The 16,673-nt window shown below is 69.7% G+C and carries 18 protein-coding genes, 1 tRNA gene and 1 pseudogene; 8 read left to right on the top strand and 12 right to left on the bottom strand.

Annotated features, from left to right (window positions below; genetic code table 11):
* Nucleotide 1: 1 nt before the first annotated feature.
* Nucleotides 2-1,303 (bottom strand): CCA tRNA nucleotidyltransferase, encoded by a 1,302-nt coding sequence (locus H6G16_RS13245; RefSeq protein ID WP_190390284.1) that lies wholly within the window; start codon nt 1,301-1,303, stop codon nt 2-4.
* Here H6G16_RS13245 and H6G16_RS10545 point away from each other — a divergent pair.
* From H6G16_RS10545 to H6G16_RS10535, 3 genes are all read left to right on the top strand, one after another.
* Entirely contained in the window at nt 1,302-1,553 is a 252-nt protein-coding gene (locus H6G16_RS10545) for a Ycf34 family protein (protein ID WP_190390283.1), read from the top strand. The genes H6G16_RS13245 and H6G16_RS10545 overlap by 2 nt on opposite strands.
* A gap of 16 nt (nt 1,554-1,569) precedes the next feature.
* Entirely contained in the window at nt 1,570-2,184 is a 615-nt protein-coding gene (tsaB, locus tag H6G16_RS10540; protein WP_190390508.1) for a tRNA (adenosine(37)-N6)-threonylcarbamoyltransferase complex dimerization subunit type 1 TsaB, read from the top strand.
* Nucleotides 2,185-2,351: 167 nt separating this feature from the next.
* Nucleotides 2,352-2,837: a YdcF family protein gene (locus H6G16_RS10535; RefSeq protein ID WP_242036389.1), complete on the top strand. Its 486-nt coding sequence runs from the start codon at nt 2,352-2,354 to the stop codon at nt 2,835-2,837.
* Here H6G16_RS10535 and H6G16_RS10530 read toward each other — a convergent pair.
* The 5 genes from H6G16_RS10530 to rpaB form a co-directional block, all read right to left on the bottom strand.
* A complete protein-coding gene (locus H6G16_RS10530; protein ID WP_347238866.1) occupies nt 2,779-3,510 on the bottom strand; it encodes a lysophospholipid acyltransferase family protein in 732 nt (243 codons plus the stop codon). The two genes, H6G16_RS10535 and H6G16_RS10530, sit on opposite strands and share 59 nt — an antisense overlap.
* A complete protein-coding gene (fabD, locus tag H6G16_RS10525; RefSeq protein WP_190390281.1) occupies nt 3,507-4,421 on the bottom strand; it encodes an ACP S-malonyltransferase in 915 nt (304 codons plus the stop codon). The genes H6G16_RS10530 and fabD overlap by 4 nt, the downstream gene beginning before the upstream one ends.
* 36 nt (nt 4,422-4,457) lie before the next feature.
* Nucleotides 4,458-5,453, bottom strand: coding sequence for a beta-ketoacyl-ACP synthase III (locus tag H6G16_RS10520; protein WP_190390506.1), 996 nt, complete (start codon nt 5,451-5,453; stop codon nt 4,458-4,460).
* Nucleotides 5,454-5,516: 63 nt separating this feature from the next.
* A complete protein-coding gene (plsX, locus tag H6G16_RS10515) occupies nt 5,517-6,827 on the bottom strand; it encodes a phosphate acyltransferase PlsX (RefSeq protein ID WP_190390505.1) in 1,311 nt (436 codons plus the stop codon).
* Nucleotides 6,808-7,578: a response regulator transcription factor RpaB gene (gene rpaB, locus H6G16_RS10510; protein ID WP_190390280.1), complete on the bottom strand. Its 771-nt coding sequence runs from the start codon at nt 7,576-7,578 to the stop codon at nt 6,808-6,810. Before rpaB ends, plsX begins: the two co-directional genes overlap by 20 nt.
* Nucleotides 7,579-7,701: 123 nt before the next feature.
* Here rpaB and radA point away from each other — a divergent pair, with 123 nt between their 5' ends.
* The gene (gene radA, locus H6G16_RS10505; RefSeq protein WP_190390279.1) at nt 7,702-9,141 is read left to right on the top strand and encodes a DNA repair protein RadA; all 1,440 of its coding nucleotides are present in this window, start codon (nt 7,702-7,704) and stop codon (nt 9,139-9,141) included.
* A gap of 17 nt (nt 9,142-9,158) precedes the next feature.
* On the opposite strand, the gene H6G16_RS10500 is transcribed toward radA, so the two are convergent.
* Together H6G16_RS10500 and H6G16_RS10495 are read right to left on the bottom strand one after the other, a co-directional pair.
* Entirely contained in the window at nt 9,159-9,656 is a 498-nt protein-coding gene (locus H6G16_RS10500) for a hypothetical protein (protein WP_190390278.1), read from the bottom strand.
* A 21-nt stretch (nt 9,657-9,677) separates the two neighbouring features.
* Complete coding sequence (locus H6G16_RS10495; protein ID WP_190390504.1) at nt 9,678-10,199, bottom strand: photosystem I assembly protein Ycf3; 522 nt, start codon at nt 10,197-10,199, stop codon at nt 9,678-9,680.
* A gap of 75 nt (nt 10,200-10,274) precedes the next feature.
* Between H6G16_RS10495 and H6G16_RS10490 the strand changes: the two genes are divergently transcribed.
* From H6G16_RS10490 to H6G16_RS10480, 3 genes are read left to right on the top strand one after another with little or no spacing between them, the layout of a single operon-like run.
* Complete coding sequence (locus H6G16_RS10490) at nt 10,275-12,578, top strand: heavy metal translocating P-type ATPase (RefSeq protein ID WP_277874997.1); 2,304 nt, start codon at nt 10,275-10,277, stop codon at nt 12,576-12,578.
* A gap of 22 nt (nt 12,579-12,600) precedes the next feature.
* Nucleotides 12,601-13,242: a dTMP kinase gene (tmk, locus tag H6G16_RS10485; protein WP_190390502.1), complete on the top strand. Its 642-nt coding sequence runs from the start codon at nt 12,601-12,603 to the stop codon at nt 13,240-13,242.
* Complete coding sequence (locus tag H6G16_RS10480; RefSeq protein WP_190390277.1) at nt 13,239-14,189, top strand: DNA polymerase III subunit delta'; 951 nt, start codon at nt 13,239-13,241, stop codon at nt 14,187-14,189. The genes tmk and H6G16_RS10480 overlap by 4 nt, the downstream gene beginning before the upstream one ends.
* 9 nt (nt 14,190-14,198) lie before the next feature.
* On the opposite strand, the gene H6G16_RS10475 is transcribed toward H6G16_RS10480, so the two are convergent.
* The 4 genes from H6G16_RS10475 to H6G16_RS10460 form a co-directional block, all read right to left on the bottom strand.
* On the bottom strand, nt 14,199-14,963 hold the full coding sequence (locus H6G16_RS10475; protein WP_190390276.1) for a response regulator transcription factor: 765 nt from the start codon (nt 14,961-14,963) through the stop codon (nt 14,199-14,201).
* 360 nt (nt 14,964-15,323) lie between these two features.
* Nucleotides 15,324-15,395, bottom strand: a tRNA-Asn gene (locus H6G16_RS10470).
* 29 nt (nt 15,396-15,424) lie between these two features.
* A complete protein-coding gene (locus H6G16_RS10465; RefSeq protein WP_190390275.1) occupies nt 15,425-16,108 on the bottom strand; it encodes an ABC transporter ATP-binding protein in 684 nt (227 codons plus the stop codon).
* Nucleotides 16,109-16,152: 44 nt separating this feature from the next.
* Nucleotides 16,153-16,416, bottom strand: a complete 264-nt coding sequence (locus tag H6G16_RS10460) for a hypothetical protein (protein WP_190390274.1) — start codon at nt 16,414-16,416, stop codon at nt 16,153-16,155.
* Nucleotides 16,417-16,561: 145 nt separating this feature from the next.
* Here H6G16_RS10460 and H6G16_RS10455 point away from each other — a divergent pair.
* Nucleotides 16,562-16,673, top strand: a pseudogene (locus H6G16_RS10455) (photosystem II D2 protein (photosystem q(a) protein)); the annotation flags it as partial.

Below are 16,673 nucleotides of genomic sequence, written 5' to 3'. Positions count from 1 at the left end.
GTTAATCACGTCGCCCGCCTGTTCCCCCCTCACCCTTTTGCAGCCACCAGCGTTCTGCGGCGGCCAGGGCCAGGGCATCCGCCTGCGGGCCCCCATCGGCGGGCAGGCGGCCGAAGGCCCTCTCCAGGGTGAGGTGGTCGAGCAGCTGGCCCAGGTCGGGGCCGGCGGGGATGGCCAGGTGCTGTTGCAGGCGGCGCCCATCCAGGGGCGGGCGGGGATGCAGCAGGGGGTCGTCGGGGTTGCGCCAGCGCGCCAGCAGGGGCAAGGCCGGCTTCGGCGTCAGCAGCAGCAGGGCCGGCAGATCGGCCTCCAGCTCCCGGTGCAGGGCCAGGCTGGCGGCCTCCCCCAGGCCGCCCCAGCCCCCCGCGTGCTCGAGCTGGCCTTGCCAGTGCCGCAGGGCCCGGCAGCGCTGCTGCAGGCGCCGGCTGCTGCGCAGATCGGCCAGGGCCTGGGGGGGCAGCAGGGCACTCAGCCGGGCCAGGGGCAGGGCCCAGGCGGTTTCGGTGGCGTCCAGACCCCGTTGCCGGGCCCGATCGAGCCGGAGGTCGGCCAGCAGGGCCCCCGCGCTGGGATCGACTCCCCAGCCCCGCAGCAGTCCGCAGGCCAGGGCCAGCGCCAGGCCCCGTTCGCCGTTGGGGGCTGTGGCCAGTTTCTCCAGCTCGGCCAGCACCCGCTCCCCTGCCACCTGGGTGAGCAGGTCGCCATGGCGCTCGATCCAGCCCCGGCTGGTGGGCTCCAGGGTGAAGTCGAGGCTGCAGGCCAGGCGAATGCCGCGCAGCAGCCGCAGCGGATCGGCCAGCAGGTTGGCCTCGCTCACCGCCACCAGCTCCCGGCGCTCCAGGTGGGTGAGGCCACCGGTGGGATCCACCAGGAGCCCCGGGTTCTGGCCGTCGCTGGGCAGTGGCAGGGCGATGGCATTGACCGTGTAATCGCGCCGGCCCAGGTCGGCCTCCAGGCTGTCGCCATCGCGGCGGGCCAGGTCGATGGACCAGCCCCCCAGCACCAGTCGGGCGATGCCGTGGTCGGCATCGAGCACCACGGCGCTGCCACCATGGCTGCGGGCCAGTTGGCGGGTCAGGCCGATGGCATCCCCGGCCACCACCAGATCGAGGTCGGGCTGGGGCTCGAGCCGGCCCAGTAGTCCATCGCGCACGGCCCCGCCCACCAGGGCCGTGCCCGGCGGCAGGGCCTCCAGCGGCAGGGGCCAGGGCTCCGCCAGCAGCCGTTGCCACAGGGCCTGGGCCACCTCGCCGGCGGGGCGGTCGCCCGTCAGAATGGGCTCCTGGCTCGGCCTGGGCAGCATGTGCATCTGCGTGGATTGCCACTGGGTCGACCGCTGCCAGGCCTACCACGCGGTGGAGCGCCAGCACGGTGTGCCCCACCTCTCCGCCCAACCCGACATGACCCCCCAGGATCCGCGCATCCACGTGCAGGTGCTGGACCTTCCCGGCGGGGGCGTGGGGGTGGAATGGGATGTGCGGGCCTGTGGCAGTTTTCAACGGGATCGGGGGCGCTGGCAGCGGCTCTGCCCCGGTCTTGCCCTGCCCCGATGAGCCCCGGGAGGTGGTGATGGGAGCCGTCTTGGCCCTGCATAGCTCCAGCGAGGTGCTCGGGGTGGGGGTGCGTTGGCTCCCCGGCTCGGGCCCGGTGGACGCCCCCCCTGCCCTGCGGGCGTTCCCGCTGGGTCGGGGCCTCTCCAACCAGTTGCTCAGCTGCATCGAGGAGCTGCTGCCGGCCGACCAGTGGCCCCAGATCAGCCGCCTGGCGGTGGCCACCGGGCCCGGGGGCTTCACCGGCACCCGGCTCACCGTGGTGCTGGCCCGCACCCTGGCCCAGCAGCTTCAGGTGCCCCTTGATGGCGTGTCCAGCTTTCTGCTGGCGGCCCGGCGCCTTGGCATCCACCAGCCCACCTGGCTGGTGCAGGAGTTGCCCCGTCGCGGGGTGGTGGCCGGTCTCTATGGCCCCGGCGGTGCCGATGGCGCCCTCACGGAGTTGGAGCAGCCCCGGTTGTTTGGCCCGGGTACGACCCTCCCCCCGGGCGTTCAGGTGCCGGCCACGGCCCTGCTCCCCGATGACGTGGACCAGTTGCTGGACCTCAGCCTGCGGGCCCATGCCCAGGGCCTGACGGCCCCCTGGCAGCCCGTGTTGCCCCTCTATCCCACCTCGCCGGTGGCCGGGCTCTGATGGCGGTATCACCCGGACGGCGGCCCAGCCGGCGTCGCCGCCGCAGGATTCGTCGGCCGTTGCTCAGACCCCGGGGGCTGGCTGCGCTGCTGCTGAGCGGGGCCTTTGGCTTGGGGCTGCTCTGGTTGTCGCGCGGCTGGTGGTGGCCCCTGCCCCCCCCGCCCCAGATGATCCTGGTGCTGGGGGGCGATGTGGCCCGAGAGCAGCGGGCTGCCGACCTGGCGGCCCGTCAAGGTCTGCCGGTGGTGGTGAGCGGCGGCAGCAATCCGGAGTACGCCCACTGGCTGTTTGAGCAGCGCCAGGGGCTGCCGTCCCACCAGGTGCAGCTCGATTACCGCGCCCGCGACACCCTCTCCAACTTCACCTCCCTGGTGGATGATCTGCGCCGGGCGCGGATCCGCCATGCCCTGCTGGTGACCAGCAGCGATCACATGGACCGGGCGCTGCTGGTGGGCCGGATCGTGGCGGGCAGCCGCGGCATCCACCTCACGCCGGTGGCGGTGCCCTGTGCCGCTCGCTGCCAGCCCGAGGGGCGACGCAAGATCTGGGGGGATGGGGCCCGGGCTGCCCTCTGGGTGGTGAGTGGCCGGGATCTCAGGGGCTGGGCGGCAGCACACCTGCCTCCCTGGCTGGCCCCAGCTGGCGACGGCTGATCAGGCCCTGATCCAGCAGGGCATTGATCTGGGCCTGGCAGGCGGCGGTGGCGGCGTCCAGGTCGGGTCGGCGCCGGGAGGCGGGCGGTGGAATCGGTGTGCCGATGCGGATGTGGATCGGCACTAACCGGGCACCCGCCTGGCCCGGGCCCAGGGCTCGGTGGCTGTTGATGATCGCCACCGGCAGCAGGGGCACGCCGGCCCGGGCCGCCAGCAGGGCGGCACCGGCCTGGGGATCGTTCACCCGCCCGTTGCTCTGGCGGGTGCCGTCGATGAACACCCCCGTGGCCCAGCCCTCCAGCAGCCGGTCGGTGGCGGTGCGGATGGCTTCGCGGTCGCTGGCCCCGCGGGACACCGGATAGGCCCCGCAGGCGCGGATGATCGGGCCCAGGATCGGCACCCGGAACAGTTCTGCCTTGGCCATGAAGGCCACGGGCCGGCCCAGGGCATGGCCCAGCAGGGGCGGATCGAGGTGGGAGCCATGGTTGGCTACCACCACCAGGGCCCCCTCCATCGGCACGTTGGCATTGCCAGCGGTGCGGCCCCGAAACAGCAGCCGGAACACTGGGAATACCAGCAGGTAGCTGATCAGCCGGTAGGTGAGGCTGGGCCGGGGCGTGCGGATCAGGGCGGGAGGGTCGGCCGGTTTGCGGCGGCGGAGCAGTCCCTTCACGCGCCCGCTCCCAGTCCGCCGTCCACGCCGAGGTCGGCGGCGCTGCCGATCTGGGCGGTGGTGATGCCCTCACAGCTGCGCTTGATCAGGCCGCTGAGCACGGCCCCGGGGCCGATTTCCACGGCGGTGGTGATGCCCAGGGCCCCGAAGGTGTCCATGCTTTCCCTCCAGCGCACGCCGGTGGTCATCTGGTGGATCAGGCGGGCCTTGAGGGCTGCTCCGTTGGTTTCGGGCGTGGGGTCCGTGTTGCTCAGCACGGGGATCGCCGCATCGGCGAAGGGCACCGCCTCCAGTTCGGCCGCAAAGGCTTCGGCCGCCGCCGCCATGAAGGGCGAGTGGAAGGCGCCACTCACCGCCAGGGGAATGGCCCGTTTGCAGGTGAGTTGGGCGCTGACCGCCGCCACCGCTTCCGGGCTGCCGGAGAGCACCACCTGGGCGCTGCTGTTGTCGTTGGCGATCACCACCCCGTCGTTGGCGGCCACCAGGGCCTCCAGCTCGCCGCGGTCGAAGCCCATCACGGCGGTCATGGCGCCGCCACCGGCGGCCGCCATCAGGGTGCTGCGGGAGTGCATCAGGGCCAGGCCCGTGGTGACGTCGAACACCCCGGCCACGTGCAGGGCCACCAGCTCCCCAAGGCTGTGGCCGGCCACCACCTGGGCCGTGCGGCCCTGGGCCTGGAGCGCTTCGGCCAGCAGGCTTTCGATCACAAACAACGCCGGCTGGGTGTTGCGGGTGTCATTCAGATCGGCCAGCTCGCCTGTGGCGCTGCCGGCACAGATGGCCAGCAGATCCCGCCCCAGCAGCTCCGAGGCCTGGGCAAAGCGCTGCCGGGCTCCGGGAAGCTCCAACACGGCCTCGGCCATGCCCACTTTCTGTGAGCCCTGGCCAGGAAACACCCAGGCAATGCCCATGCTGCCGCCTCTTTGGAAGTGGCAGGAGATTAGGCCTCAGCCTCCGTTGGGCCCGCCCCAGCGCAGCAGGGCAGCCCCCCAGCTCAGACCGGCGCCAAAGCCACTGCTGGCCAGCAGATGGCCGGGCTGCACCCGGCCGTCTTTCACAGCCTCATCCAGCATCAGCGGGATCGTGGCAGCCGAGGTGTTGCCGTACTGGGCCAGGTTGCTGAGCACCTGGTCGTGGGGCATGGCGAAGCGATCGGCCACGGCATCGAGGATGCGCTGGTTGGCCTGGTGCAGCAGCAGCCAGTCGAGCTGCTCAGGGGCGGTGCCGGTGGCCTCCAGCAGCTCGCCCAGGATCGCCGGCACCTCCCGCACCGCAAATTTGTAGACCTCCTGGCCGTTCATCTGGATGGGCGCGAAGCCGCCCTGTTGGGCCGTCAGCTCCCCCAGCAAGGGGTTGTGGCGGTCCACCTGGGCCAGGGTGAGGCAGCCGTTGCGGCTGCCGTCGGAGCGCATGCGGAAGCCCAGCAGGCCGGTGGCATCCGCCGCGCAGGCCTCCACGGCCACGGCCCCCGCCCCATCGCCGAACAACACGCAGGTGCTGCGGTCGTCCCAGTCGACCCAGCGGCTGAGCTGGTCGGCCCCGATCACCAGGGCCCGCTTCATGGCGCCGCTGCCCAGGTATTGGCCGGCCGTGATCAGGGCAAACAGAAAGCCGCTGCAGGCGGCCGTGAGATCGAAGGCCACGGCGCGGCTGGCGCCAAGGGCGCCCTGCACCCGCGGCGCCGTGCCGAACAGGTCGTCGGGGCTGGAGGTGGCCAGCAGGATCAGATCCAGGTCTTCCGCCTTCCAGCCGGCATGGTCAAGGGCAGCCTGGGCGGCCCGGCTGGCCAGGCAGGTGAGGGATTCCTCCGGCCCAGCCACCCGGCGGGCGCCAATGCCGGTGCGGGTGCGAATCCAGTCGTCGTTGGTGTCAACCCGCTCGCTGAGTTGCTGGTTGGTGATGCTGGCCGCCGGCACGGCACTGCCGCAACCCACCAGGGCCATGCCCCCCAGCACCGCTGGTGTGTTGACGCCGCCGAGTGGCACCGGATTCAGCCCACAGTGGGGTCAGTCAACCACAGTTGTCGTGAGGGCATGGAGGTTGGCCATCACCCCATGGCTGGCGGCGGAGTGGGCCAGCCGCAGGGCGCTGAGCACCGAGAGGGCCTTGCTGCTGCCGTGGCCGATCACGCACACCCCGTCGACGCCCAGCAGCAGGGCCCCGCCGTGTTCGGCGTGGTCGAGCCGCTTTTTGATGCGGCGCAGGTTGTTGATCAGGAAGGCGGAACCCACCTTGCCGCGGCGGCCCCGGGGCAGCTCCTCCTTGATCACATCCAGCAGCACGCTGCCCACCGATTCCAGGAATTTCAGCAGCACGTTGCCGGTGAAGCCATCGCACACCACCACGTCGAATTCACCCGAGAGGATGTCGCGCCCCTCGCAGTTGCCGGCGAACACAAAACGCTTCTCCTCGGCCAGCAGGGGGTAGGTGCGCAGGCAGAGCTCGTTGCCCTTGCACTCCTCCTCGCCGATGTTCACCAGGCCGATGCGGGGATGGGCCACCTGCAGCACATCGCGGCTGTAGATGTGGCCGAGCAGGGCCCACTGGTGCAGGTAGGCGGGCTTGCAGTCCATGTTGGCGCCCACATCCAGCACCAGCACCTGCTGCTCGGTGTCCTTGGTGGGAAACAGGGCGCCGATGGCGGGGCGATCGATGCTCTTGAGCCGGCCCAGCCGGAAGATCGCCGAGGCCATCACCGCTCCGGAGTTGCCGGCGGAATACACGGCGGTCGCCTGTCCCTGTTTGACCAGGTCCATGGCCATGTTGATGCTGGCGTCCCGCTTCTTGCGCACCACCGTGGCCTCTTCGTCCATGCCCACCGAGGGTCCACTGGGCACCAGCTGAATCAGCCCCCGGGCCACGGCCTCGTCGAGCTGCTCCTGCAGGCCCATCTCGGCCATCGCGGCCTGGAGCGGGGCCTGTTCTGCCACGAACCGCACCCGCAGGGGCAGGAGCTCGACCGCCCTCAGGCAGCCCTCCAGGATCGGGCCCGGGGCGTAGTCGCCGCCCATGCCATCCACGGCCACCCAGAGGCGGTCGGCGTCGTTGATCGGCTTGTCTTCATCGGGGCCGCCCAGGCCCCGCTGCAGGCGGCGTAGGGGATCGAAGACCAACGGCTGCAGCACCGTGTTGGCCATGGTGCCGGCCGCGCTGGTGGCCGCTCCGGCCGCTCCAGCCACGTTGCCGGCCACGGATCCAGCGGTGCTGGTGGCGCTGTCCACCAGGCTGGTCACCGCAGCGTTGCGGCGATACCAGATCACCAGCCGGCGAATGGCCCGGCTGGGCTTGGCGCGCTTGTCAGGACCCTTCGGAGGCAACGGCGTCAACGATGCGTTGGAACAGATATCCGGTGCCGCGAGCCGTGAGGATCAGCTCGGGATTGGCCGGATCGTCCTCCAGTTTGGAGCGCAGCCGGGAAATATGGACATCCACCACCCGGGTGTCCACGTGGCGCTCCGGGGTGTAGCCCCACACGTCCTTGAGGATCTCGCCGCGGCTGAAGGGTTCGCCGCTGCGGCTCACCAGCAGCTCCAGCAGGCTGAACTCCATGCCGGTGAGCCGGATGCGCTCATCGCCCCGATACACCTGGCGCTTGTTGGTGTCGATGCGCAGGTCGCCCACGGTGATTACCCCGGAGTTGGGGATGCCGGCCACCGCTTCCTTTTCCACCCGGCGCAGCACGCAGCGGATGCGGGCCTCCAATTCCTTGGGGCTGAAGGGTTTGACGACGTAGTCGTCGGCGCCCAGCTCCAGGCCGGTGATGCGGTCGGCCACATCGCCCAGGGCCGTGAGCATCACGATCGGCACGTCCGATTCCTTGCGCAGCTCCTGGCAGACGCCGTAGCCATCCAGCTTCGGCATCATCACGTCGAGCACCACCAGGTCGGGCTGGCTGGTTTTGAACAGCTCCAGGGCCTCGACGCCATCGCAGGCGGTGACCACCTGATAGCCGATCATCGACAGGCGCGTTTCCAGGATCCGGCGGATGCTGGCCTCGTCATCCACGACCAGGATCGTCTCTTTGCCGTGGTTGGTCCCGTGGATGGTGGTGGGGGCGGAAACCGTCATCGCCGCAGCCGAGCTGCTACATCAGATAGCCCCTACTGAAAAGGCCTGAGGGGCGAACGTTGCATTCAACGCCACCTTTCTTCATACAGCTCTTCACAAAGCTCCCTTTCGTCAGCCCTGCCCGTGGCCAAGCCCAGCACCGTTTTCGTCTGCACCAGCTGTGGGTCCCAGACGCGTCAGTTCTTTGGGCGCTGTTCCGGTTGCGGCAGCTGGAACACCCTGGTGGAGCAGAAGGCCGCCCCGGCGGCCGACAACCGGCGGCGGCGACCCGTGGTGGAGGCGGCGGAGGCGGCCGGCCAGCCGCGGCGGTCGGAGCCGATCCAGGCGGTGGGGGAGCGGGCGCTCCAGCGGCTCAGCAGCGGCTATGGCGAATTGGACCGGGTGCTCGGTGGCGGGCTGGTGCCGGGATCCCTGGTGTTGGTGGGCGGTGACCCCGGCATCGGTAAGAGCACCCTGCTGTTGCAGAGCGCCTGTTCGATGGCGGGGCGGGCCAGCGTGCTCTACGTCAGTGCTGAGGAGTCGGCCCAGCAGGTGAAGCTGCGCTGGCGCCGGCTGGCCCAGAGCAGCGTGGGTGATCCCGCTGGTGATCCTGGGGCTGGAGCCGATTTCCAGTTGCTGGCCGAAACCGACCTGGAGCTGGTGTTGCAGGAGCTCGAGGCCCTGCGGCCGGCGGTGGCCATCATCGACAGCATCCAGGCGTTGCATGATGCCGAGCTGGGCAGCGCGCCGGGTTCGGTGGCCCAGGTGCGCGACTGTGCCGCGGCCCTGGCCCGCATCGCCAAGCGCCAGGACACGGCCCTGCTGCTGGTGGGTCATGTGACCAAGGAGGGCGCCCTGGCTGGGCCCAAGGTGCTGGAGCACCTGGTGGATGCGGTGCTCACCTTCGAGGGTGACCGCTTCGCCAGCCACCGGTTGCTGCGGGCGGTGAAAAACCGCTTTGGCGCCACCCACGAGCTGGGGGTGTTCGAGATGCGCGACCGGGGCCTGGCCGAGGTGACCAACCCCAGCGAGTTGTTTCTGGGCGGCGATGAACCCAGTGCCGGCACGGCCACGATCGTGGCCTGCGAAGGCACCCGGCCTCTGGTGGTGGAGCTCCAGGCGCTGGTGAGCACCACCAGCTACGCCAGCCCGCGCCGCAGTGCCACCGGCATCGCCGCCAACCGTCTGCACCAGATCCTGGCGGTGCTCGAAAAACACCTCGGCCTGCCGCTGTCGCGTTTCGACTGCTATCTGGCCGTGGCCGGCGGCCTGGAGGTGGAGGAGCCGGCGGCGGATCTGGGGGTGGCCGCGGCGGTGGTGGCCAGTTACCGCGACCTCACCCTGCCTCCCGGCACGGTGCTGGTGGGCGAGCTGGGCCTGGGCGGCCAGCTGCGGCCCGTGGGTCAGCTGGAGCTGCGGCTGCAGGAGGCGGCTCGGCTCGGCTTCACCCGGGCGGTGGTGCCGAAGGGATCAGGCCTGGCCAAGGCCGCTGCCGGGCTGGGCCTGCAGCTGCTGGAGGCCGGCGGGGTGGCTGAGGCGCTGGTGGCCGCTTTGGGGGTGAATCCGGCGGATGACCGGGCCTAGGCCGGCAGCGGCGTTGTTCAGTTTGGCTTTGGATGCGGGGATGGGGATGGTTGAAGGATTGGGGTCTTGGCCAGGAGCCAAGCGCTGAGCAGAACAAGCAGTTGCCCGGCCAGCTCGAAAATTTCTTCAAGGAGCATTTGACCTTGTTTTTCGAACAAGGATCCAATGGCCATCAAGGCAATGGCAGCAAGCCAGGTGACTATCAGCCTGGCATCCAAAAACCGTCGCATTTGCTGTCTTTGCAGGGCAAATGCAGCGGCTAGAAGGCCGACTGAACAGCCAATGGCGAATCTATAAAGAACTTTTCTGCCGAATTGATTGGCCCAGAAATAGGTTTCTGTTCGGAGTAGCTCGGGGTCAAGCTCCCTGAGCATTGCGGCAAAGCAGGCCATGGCAATCGTGCAAGTCCACAACGCGGACGAGCGCGGTTGCTGGGCCGCTACGAACAGGAAAGCCAGGCCGCTAATCCCAAGAACGACGGCCTGAAAAAGCTCAATTTTTAGAATTAAATCCAAAAATCGGAGTTATATAGTTCTTTAAAAATACACGTCGACGCTACCGCGGCCACTGGTCTTGAGCCAGTTCTGGGCTTCGATGTAGTTGTTCGGAGCCAGGCGGATCGCCTTGCCCCAGAAGTCGGCGGCCTGGTCGAAGCAGCGGTCGGCCTCGTCGGCATCACCGCGCTCTTCGGCGATCGAGCCCAGGTGGTGGTGGATCACCGCCATGTTGTTGAGGGCCTGGGGCATCTTGCTGTTGAGATCCAGGGCCTGGCCGTAGAAGTCGAGGGCCTTGGCATGTTCGCCGTTGCTGGCGAACACCAGGGCCATGTTGTAGAGGATGAAGGCCTTGTCGTTGGGGTCGTCCTCGAGTTTGAGGGCCTCCTCGTAGTTCTCCAGGGCCTCGGCGTATTCCCCGTCGGCCTGGGCGCTCATGCCGTCGCGGTAGTAGGCAAAAGCCTCCTTGGCGCGCCGGTTGGTGGGCAGCACCTTGAGGATCAGGTCGGCCATCACCGTGAAGCTCTTGTCGATGAAGTTGTCGTTGCGTTGGCTGCGGGGCACGGTGACGTCGGTGGGCTGCGTGGCGCCCATCCTGCCGGATCTCCCTAGCCTGAGCCGATCTGCTCCCCGCCGGCCTTGCCCACGCTTCAGGAGCCCCTTGTGCAGGAGCCCCTCCCGCTGGAGCCCCTCCTGCTGGACATTGAGGGCATGAAGTGCGGCGGTTGCGTGCGGGCCGTCGAGCAGCGCCTGCTCGACCAGCCCGGCGTCCGCCAGGCCAGCGTCAACCTGCTCACCCGCACCGCCTGGGTCGACGTCGTGTCGCCGGAGGCCAGCCAGGGGGACCTGCTCCAGTCCCTGGAGGGTTTGGGTTTCCACGCCAGGCTGCGGTCCAGCGATGGCGAGTTGCCCTCCCGGCGGGAGCGGCTCCAGACGCGCACCTGGTGGCAGAACTGGCGCCAGTTGGTGGTGGCCCTGGCCCTGTTGCTGGTGTCGGTGCTGGGCCACCTCGCCCTGGCCGGGCTCGGGGCGATCTGGATCCATGCCCTGGTGGCCACCGTGGCCCTGGCTGGTCCTGGCCGCCCGATCCTGGTGCGGGGCGTCCAGACGGCCCTGGCCGGCCTGCCCAGCATGGACACCCTGGTGGGCCTCGGCGTGGTGAGTGCCTACCTGGCCAGCCTGGTGGCCTTGCTGTGGCCCCAGCGCGGCTGGCCCTGTTTTTTCAACGAGCCCGTGATGCTGCTGGGCTTCGTGTTGCTGGGTCGCTTCCTGGAAGACCGCGCCCGTTTCCGCACAGGTCGGGCCCTGGAGGAGTTGGCCGAGCTCCAGCCTGACACCGCCCTGCTGCTGCTGGGCGAGGGTCCACCCCGCCCCGTGCGGGTGGGTGGGTTGAGGCCCGGTGACCGCGTTCAGTTGCTCCCCGGCGATCGGGTGCCGGTGGATGGGGTGGTGCTGGAGGGTGCATCTGCGGTGGATGTGTCCGGCCTCACGGGGGAGCCCCTGCCCCTTCAGGCCGTCCCCCGCAGCGAGCTGGCCGCGGGCAGCCTCAACCTGGAAGCGCCCCTGGTGCTGGAGGTGCGCCGCCGCGGCGCCGACAGCGCCATTGCCCGGATCATCCATCTGGTGGAGCGGGCCCAGGCCCGCAAGGCGCCGATCCAGGGCCTGGCCGACCGGATCGCCGGCCGTTTCACCCTGGTGGTGCTCGCTTTGGCGGTGGCCACCCTGCTGTTCTGGTGGCTGCTCGGTGCCCACCTCTGGCCCCAGGTGCTCAGCGGTCACAGTGCCGGCCACGGCGGGATGGGAATTGCCGCTGAAACCCCCTTTGCCCTGGCCCTCCAGCTGGCCATTGCGGTGTTGGTGGTGGCCTGCCCCTGTGCCCTGGGCCTGGCGACCCCCACGGCCATCACCGTGGGTACGGGCCGGGCCGCCCGGGAGGGCCTGCTGTTCCGGGGCGGCGATGCGATCGAAACCGCCGCGGGGCTCCAGGCCATGCTGTTTGACAAGACCGGCACCCTCACCCGCGGCCGGCCCCTGGTGGCGGCGGTGCAGCCCCAGGCAGAGGTCGGGGCCGATCGGCTGGTGCAGCTGGCGGCGAGCCTCGAGACGGGCAGCCGCCATCCCCTGGGTTTTGCCCTGCTGCAGGAGGCCCAGCGCCGAGGGCTGGAGCTGCTGCCTGTGAGCGAAGCGCACACCAGCGCCGGGCAAGGTGTGGTGGGCTGCATTGAAGGCCAGCGGCTGCGGGTGGGGCGGCTGGGCTGGGTTCAGGAGGCGCCCGCGCCGGAATGGCTCGCCCTCCAGGCCCAGCTGGAGTGCCGTGGGGCCAGTGTGCTGGCCGTGGCCGGGGAGCAGGGCTTGCTGGGGCTGGTGGCGGTGGAGGACCAGCCCCGCCCCGATGCCGCTGCGGTGCTTGCCGAGTTGCGGGCTCTGGGACTGGAGCTCGGCCTGCTCAGTGGCGATCGGCAGGAGCCGGTGCAGCAGCTGGGGGCTCGGCTGGGGTTGCGGGAGTCGGAGCTGGCCTGGGACCTGCGGCCAGAGCAGAAGCTCGAGCGCATCCTGCAGACACCGGCCCGGGGTGCCCTGGCCATGGTGGGGGATGGCATCAACGATGCCCCGGCCCTGGCTGCGGCGGATCTGGGCATCGCCGTGGGGACCGGCACCCAGATCGCCCAGGACACGGCGGATCTGGTGGTGATGGGTGACCAGCTGCAGGGCATCGTGCGCGCCGTGGTGCTGGCCCGCCAGACCATGGCCAAGGTGCGTCAGAACCTGGCCTGGGCCTTTGGGTACAACCTGATCGTGCTGCCCCTGGCCGCCGGCGTGCTGCTGCCGGGCTTCGGCGTGTTGCTCACCCCCCCCCTGGCGGCCCTGTTGATGGCGATGAGCTCGATCACGGTGGTGGTCAACGCGCTGCTGCTGCAGGATGGGGCCCACCCTTCCCGCTGATTTCCAGGTGGCAGAACCGGCCATGGGCCCCCGCGGCCGGTTCGTGGTGCTGGAAGGCATCGATGGCTGTGGCAAGAGCACCCAGCTCGACGCCCTGCGCACCTGGTTGCCCGGCAGCGGCCTGCTGGCCCCCGGTGCCGAGCTGATCGTGACCCGGGAGCCCGGCGGCACGGCCCTGGGCGCCGCCCTGCGCCAGCTGCTGTTGCATCCCCCGGGGGAGGCGGCCCCGGAACCGATGGCCGAGTTTCTGCTCTATGCCGCCGATCGGGCCCAGCATGTGGAGCAGCTGATTCGGCCGGCCCTGGCGGCGGGCCACTGGGTGCTGAGTGATCGCTTCAGCGGCTCCACCGCCGCCTACCAGGGCCATGGCCGCGGCCTTGACCTTGGCCGGATCGCCCAGCTGGAGCAGCTGGCCACCGGCGGCCTGGCCCCCGATCTCACCCTCTGGCTGGCGTTGCCCCTGGCGGAATCCCTGCGCCGCCGCGGCGATCGTGCCGCCGACCGCATCGAGGCCAGCGGCGAAGCCTTTCTGCAGCGGGTGGTGACCGGCTTCGAGCGGCTGGCCCGGGAGCGCGGTTGGCTGCGCGTGGATGCCACCCAGCCGCCGGAGCGGGTGGCCGAGGCCTGCCGTGCCGCGCTGGCCCAGCTGGCGGCCCGCCCGTGACGGCCCTGTTCGACGACCTGCTCGGCCAGCCCAGGGCCGTGGCCCTGTTGGAGGCCTGCCTGGCCCAGGGGCGGCTTGCTCCGGCCTATCTCTTTGCCGGCCCGGACGGGGTGGGCCGGCGCTTGGCGGCCCTGCGCTTCCTGGAGGGGGTGTTGGCGGGCCCGGGCGGTGCTGCCGCCATCCGTCGGCGGCTGCAGGAGGGCAACCATCCCGACCTCCTCTGGGTGGAGCCCACCTATCAGGACAAGGGCCAGTTGGTACCCGCCTCCAAGGCGGAGGAGCTGGGCTTGGCCCGGCGGGCGGCGCCCCAGCTGCGCCTGGAGCAAATCCGCGAGGTGTCGCGGTTCCTGTCGCGCCGGGCGGTGGAGGCCAAGGGCTGCCTGGTGGTGCTCGAGGGGGCCGAGGCCATGGCCGAGGGCGCGGCCAATGCCCTGCTCAAAACCCTGGAAGAGCCCGGCGATGGCCTCCTGATCCTGATCGCGGCTGCACCGGATCAGCTGCTCACCACGATTCGCTCCCGCTGCCAGCAGATCCCCTTCACCCGGCTGAACCCCAGCCAGCTGGCCGCGGTGCTGGAGCGCTGCGGCGAGGCGGGGATTGCCGATGACCCGCCGGTCCTGGTGGAGCTTGCCGCGGGCTCGCCGGGGGCATTGCTGCGCTGCCGGCAGGCCTGGGCCGCCTTGCCCGAGGGGCTGACCGACCGTCTGCTGGCGTTGGCCGCTTCGGCCGATCCATTGCAGGCCCTCGCCCTGGCCAGGGATCTGGTTGAGGCCCTCGACGCCGAGCAGCAGCTGTGGCTGCTGGGCTGGTGGCAGTTGGCCCTCTGGCGTCGCCAGGCTCCGCTGGCCCAGTTGCAGCGCCTCGAACGGCTGCGCAGCCAGTTGCGCTCCTATGTGCAGCCGCGGCTGGCCTGGGAGGTGGCCCTGCTGGAGTTGGCCGGCCTCTGAGGCTGGCGATTAGCTGGCCTGGGCCTGGCGGGCTTCGTGGATCAGGGGTACCAGATCGGCCAGCTGGTCGTCGCTGGGCAGCTCCAGGCAGTAGCCCGCGCCGTAAACGGTTTTGATGAACCGGGGTTTGCGCGGATCGGGTTCGAGTTTGGTGCGCAGGTGCCGCACGTGCACGCGGATCGTTTCGATGTCGTCGTCCGGTTCATAGCCCCACACCTCCTTGAGGATCAGCGAGGGGGCCACGGTCTGGCCGTGGCGCTGCAGCAGGCAGTGGAGCAGCTCGAACTCCAGGTGGGTCAGGCGCACCGGGGCATCGAACCAGATGGCTTCAAACCGCTCGGGCACCAGGGTGAGGCAGCCGTAGCTGAGGATTTCGTTGTGTTTGGCCGAGAGGGGGGCATGGTCGCTGCGGCGCAGCAGGGCCTTCACCCGCACCATCAGCTCTTCGAGATCGAAGGGTTTGGCGAGGTAGTCGTCGGCTCCGGAGTTGAAGCCACTCACCTTGTCCTTGATGCTGCCGAGGGCCGTGAGCATCAGGATCGGAATCTTGGCGGTGCGCTCATCCCGCCGCAGGCGCTGGCAGAGGGTGAGGCCATCCACCTTGGGCAGCATCAGATCCAGCAGGATCAGATCCGGGCTGTATTGGAGGGCCAGGGCCTGGCCCTTGATGCCGTCATCGGCCCGTTGCACGTCGAACCCCCCGTGCTCGAGGTGGCCCGCCACCAGCTCGCGCATGTCGCTGTCGTCTTCGATCAGCAGGATGCAGGGCTTCATGGCAACAGGCGGAGAGCGTTAGCGGTGGACGTCGAGCAGTGCACGGGAGCAGGTGCACGGGAGGCAGTGCACGTAAGGCAGTGAATCAATCGCTACCGCTGCAGCGAATTTGACTGCATTTTCTCCGTTTTTGTCCTGACGGCGAGGGTCTGCTGAAGCGCCGGGGGCGCTCCGCAGCCCCGTTTGGGGGCTGCGGGCTTCGCCCTGGGCCTTGGCAGGGCGCTGAAATCCAGTGCTCACCTGCAGGGAGGCGGATGGTCTGGGCCGGGGATCTTCAGGATTTTTTAGGAGTTCAATGTTGCACCCCGTTTGGCGGCCATAAAAAAACCGCAACCCGAAGGCTGCGGTTGATCCAAAAAGCTCCCCGGGCGGGATTCGAACCTGCGACCAATCGATTAACAGTCGATCGCTCTACCGCTGAGCTACCGAGGACCACACCGGAAGAATCCGGTCCGAAGACCTTACCCCTCAGGCCCGCCGCCCTGCAAGGGGGCCAGCCGGGTCGCCAGGGACGGCCCGTTTTGCCATGGGCCGACGGCGCCGTGCTCCATCAGGGCCGCGCCATCACAGCGCTCCAGCTCCTCGAGGCGGTGGGTGATCCACAGGGCCGTGAGGGGGGTTTCCGGGCGATGGGTGAGCTGCCAGAGCAGCTCCAGCACGTCACGCTGGCTGTCCGGATCGAGCAGGGCCGTGGGTTCATCGAGCAGCACCAGCTCCGCTTCGCTGGCCAGGGCTCCGGCAATGGCCAGGCGTTGTTTCTGGCCACCACTGAGGGTGTGGATTGGCCGCTCGCCCAGCTCCGCCAATCCCACCTGCTCCAGGGCCAGGGCCACCCGGTGGCGGCGTTCGTCCTCGCTGAGGTCGGCGGCCAGACCGAGCTGGAGATCGCTGGCGCAGCTGGGCAGCAGCAGCTGGTGATCCGGGTTCTGGAACACCAGGGCCGCCTTGCCGGCCACTTGGATGCGGCCGTTGCGGGGCTCCAGCAGGCCGGCCACCAACCGCAGCAGGGTGCTCTTACCGCTGCCGTTGCTGCCCACCAGCATCCACAGGCCCGGGTGGGGAATCTGCAGGGTGCAGTGGCGGAGCGCGGGGCGGCCGTTCGGCCAGGCAAAGCTGAGCCGCTCCACGGTGAGGGGGGGGATCATGGCTGGGATGGATCCAGGGAGCTCAGGGGAGGCTCAGCGTCCGCTCAGCCCTCAAAGCTGAACCCGGGTCGCTTGCCGCCGCTGCCCGCCGCCGACTTTTCATAGAGCTGAACGGCCACCACCTCACTGCTCAGCAGGCTGATCCGCTTCTCCTCTTCCTTCTCGCAGCTGAGCTCCAGCACCCGCGGGCCCTCCCCCTCGAGGGCCTGGCGCACCTGGCCATACACCGCCTGGGCGTCGGCCAGCTCCTTGCGCTGCACGGCAACAGGCATGGGGCTGAGCTTGAGGGAGAGCTCGACGACGTACATGGAAGGGGAAAGGGGCTCGCCCCACTGTGGCGAATTCGCTCCCGGATGGGGCCTTAGGTAAATGTGCTCACTCTTGGGCCGGGCTTGCGCACTTGACGGCTGCGCCCCGTAGAGTTCCGTTGTAACGCTTCATGAAGCCGCTCTCATGACGATCGCTGTAGGGCGCGCGCCGCAGCGGGGATGGTTCGACGTCCTCGATGACTGGCTCAAGCGCGACCGCTTCGTATTTGTGGGTTGGTCGGGTCTGCTCCTGTTCC

Origin of the sequence: Cyanobium sp. FACHB-13342 (genome assembly GCF_014697415.1) — a bacterium.
In the GTDB taxonomy this organism is placed as follows: Bacteria; Cyanobacteriota; Cyanobacteriia; order PCC-6307; family Cyanobiaceae; genus Cyanobium_A.
Note: the sequence above shows the minus strand (reverse complement) of the source record. Positions and strands in the feature narration are given on the sequence as shown.

Bases quoted from the DNA above. Each gene is read 5' to 3' on its own strand.
- H6G16_RS10545 (WP_190390283.1), top strand. From the start codon at position 1,302: ATGTGCATCTGCGTGGATTGCCACTGGGTCGACCGCTGCCAGGCCTAC.
- H6G16_RS13245 (WP_190390284.1), bottom strand. From the start codon at position 1,303: ATGCTGCCCAGGCCGAGCCAGGAGCCCATTCTGACGGGCGACCGCCCC.
- tsaB (WP_190390508.1), top strand. From the start codon at position 1,570: ATGGGAGCCGTCTTGGCCCTGCATAGCTCCAGCGAGGTGCTCGGGGTG.
- H6G16_RS10535 (WP_242036389.1), top strand. From the start codon at position 2,352: ATGATCCTGGTGCTGGGGGGCGATGTGGCCCGAGAGCAGCGGGCTGCC.
- fabD (WP_190390281.1), bottom strand. From the start codon at position 4,421: ATGGGCATTGCCTGGGTGTTTCCTGGCCAGGGCTCACAGAAAGTGGGC.
- H6G16_RS10520 (WP_190390506.1), bottom strand. From the start codon at position 5,453: ATGGCCCTGGTGGGTTGCGGCAGTGCCGTGCCGGCGGCCAGCATCACC.
- rpaB (WP_190390280.1), bottom strand. From the start codon at position 7,578: ATGACGGTTTCCGCCCCCACCACCATCCACGGGACCAACCACGGCAAA.
- tmk (WP_190390502.1), top strand. From the start codon at position 12,601: ATGGGCCCCCGCGGCCGGTTCGTGGTGCTGGAAGGCATCGATGGCTGT.
- H6G16_RS10475 (WP_190390276.1), bottom strand. From the start codon at position 14,963: ATGAAGCCCTGCATCCTGCTGATCGAAGACGACAGCGACATGCGCGAG.
- H6G16_RS10465 (WP_190390275.1), bottom strand. From the start codon at position 16,108: ATGATCCCCCCCCTCACCGTGGAGCGGCTCAGCTTTGCCTGGCCGAAC.
- H6G16_RS10460 (WP_190390274.1), bottom strand. From the start codon at position 16,416: ATGTACGTCGTCGAGCTCTCCCTCAAGCTCAGCCCCATGCCTGTTGCC.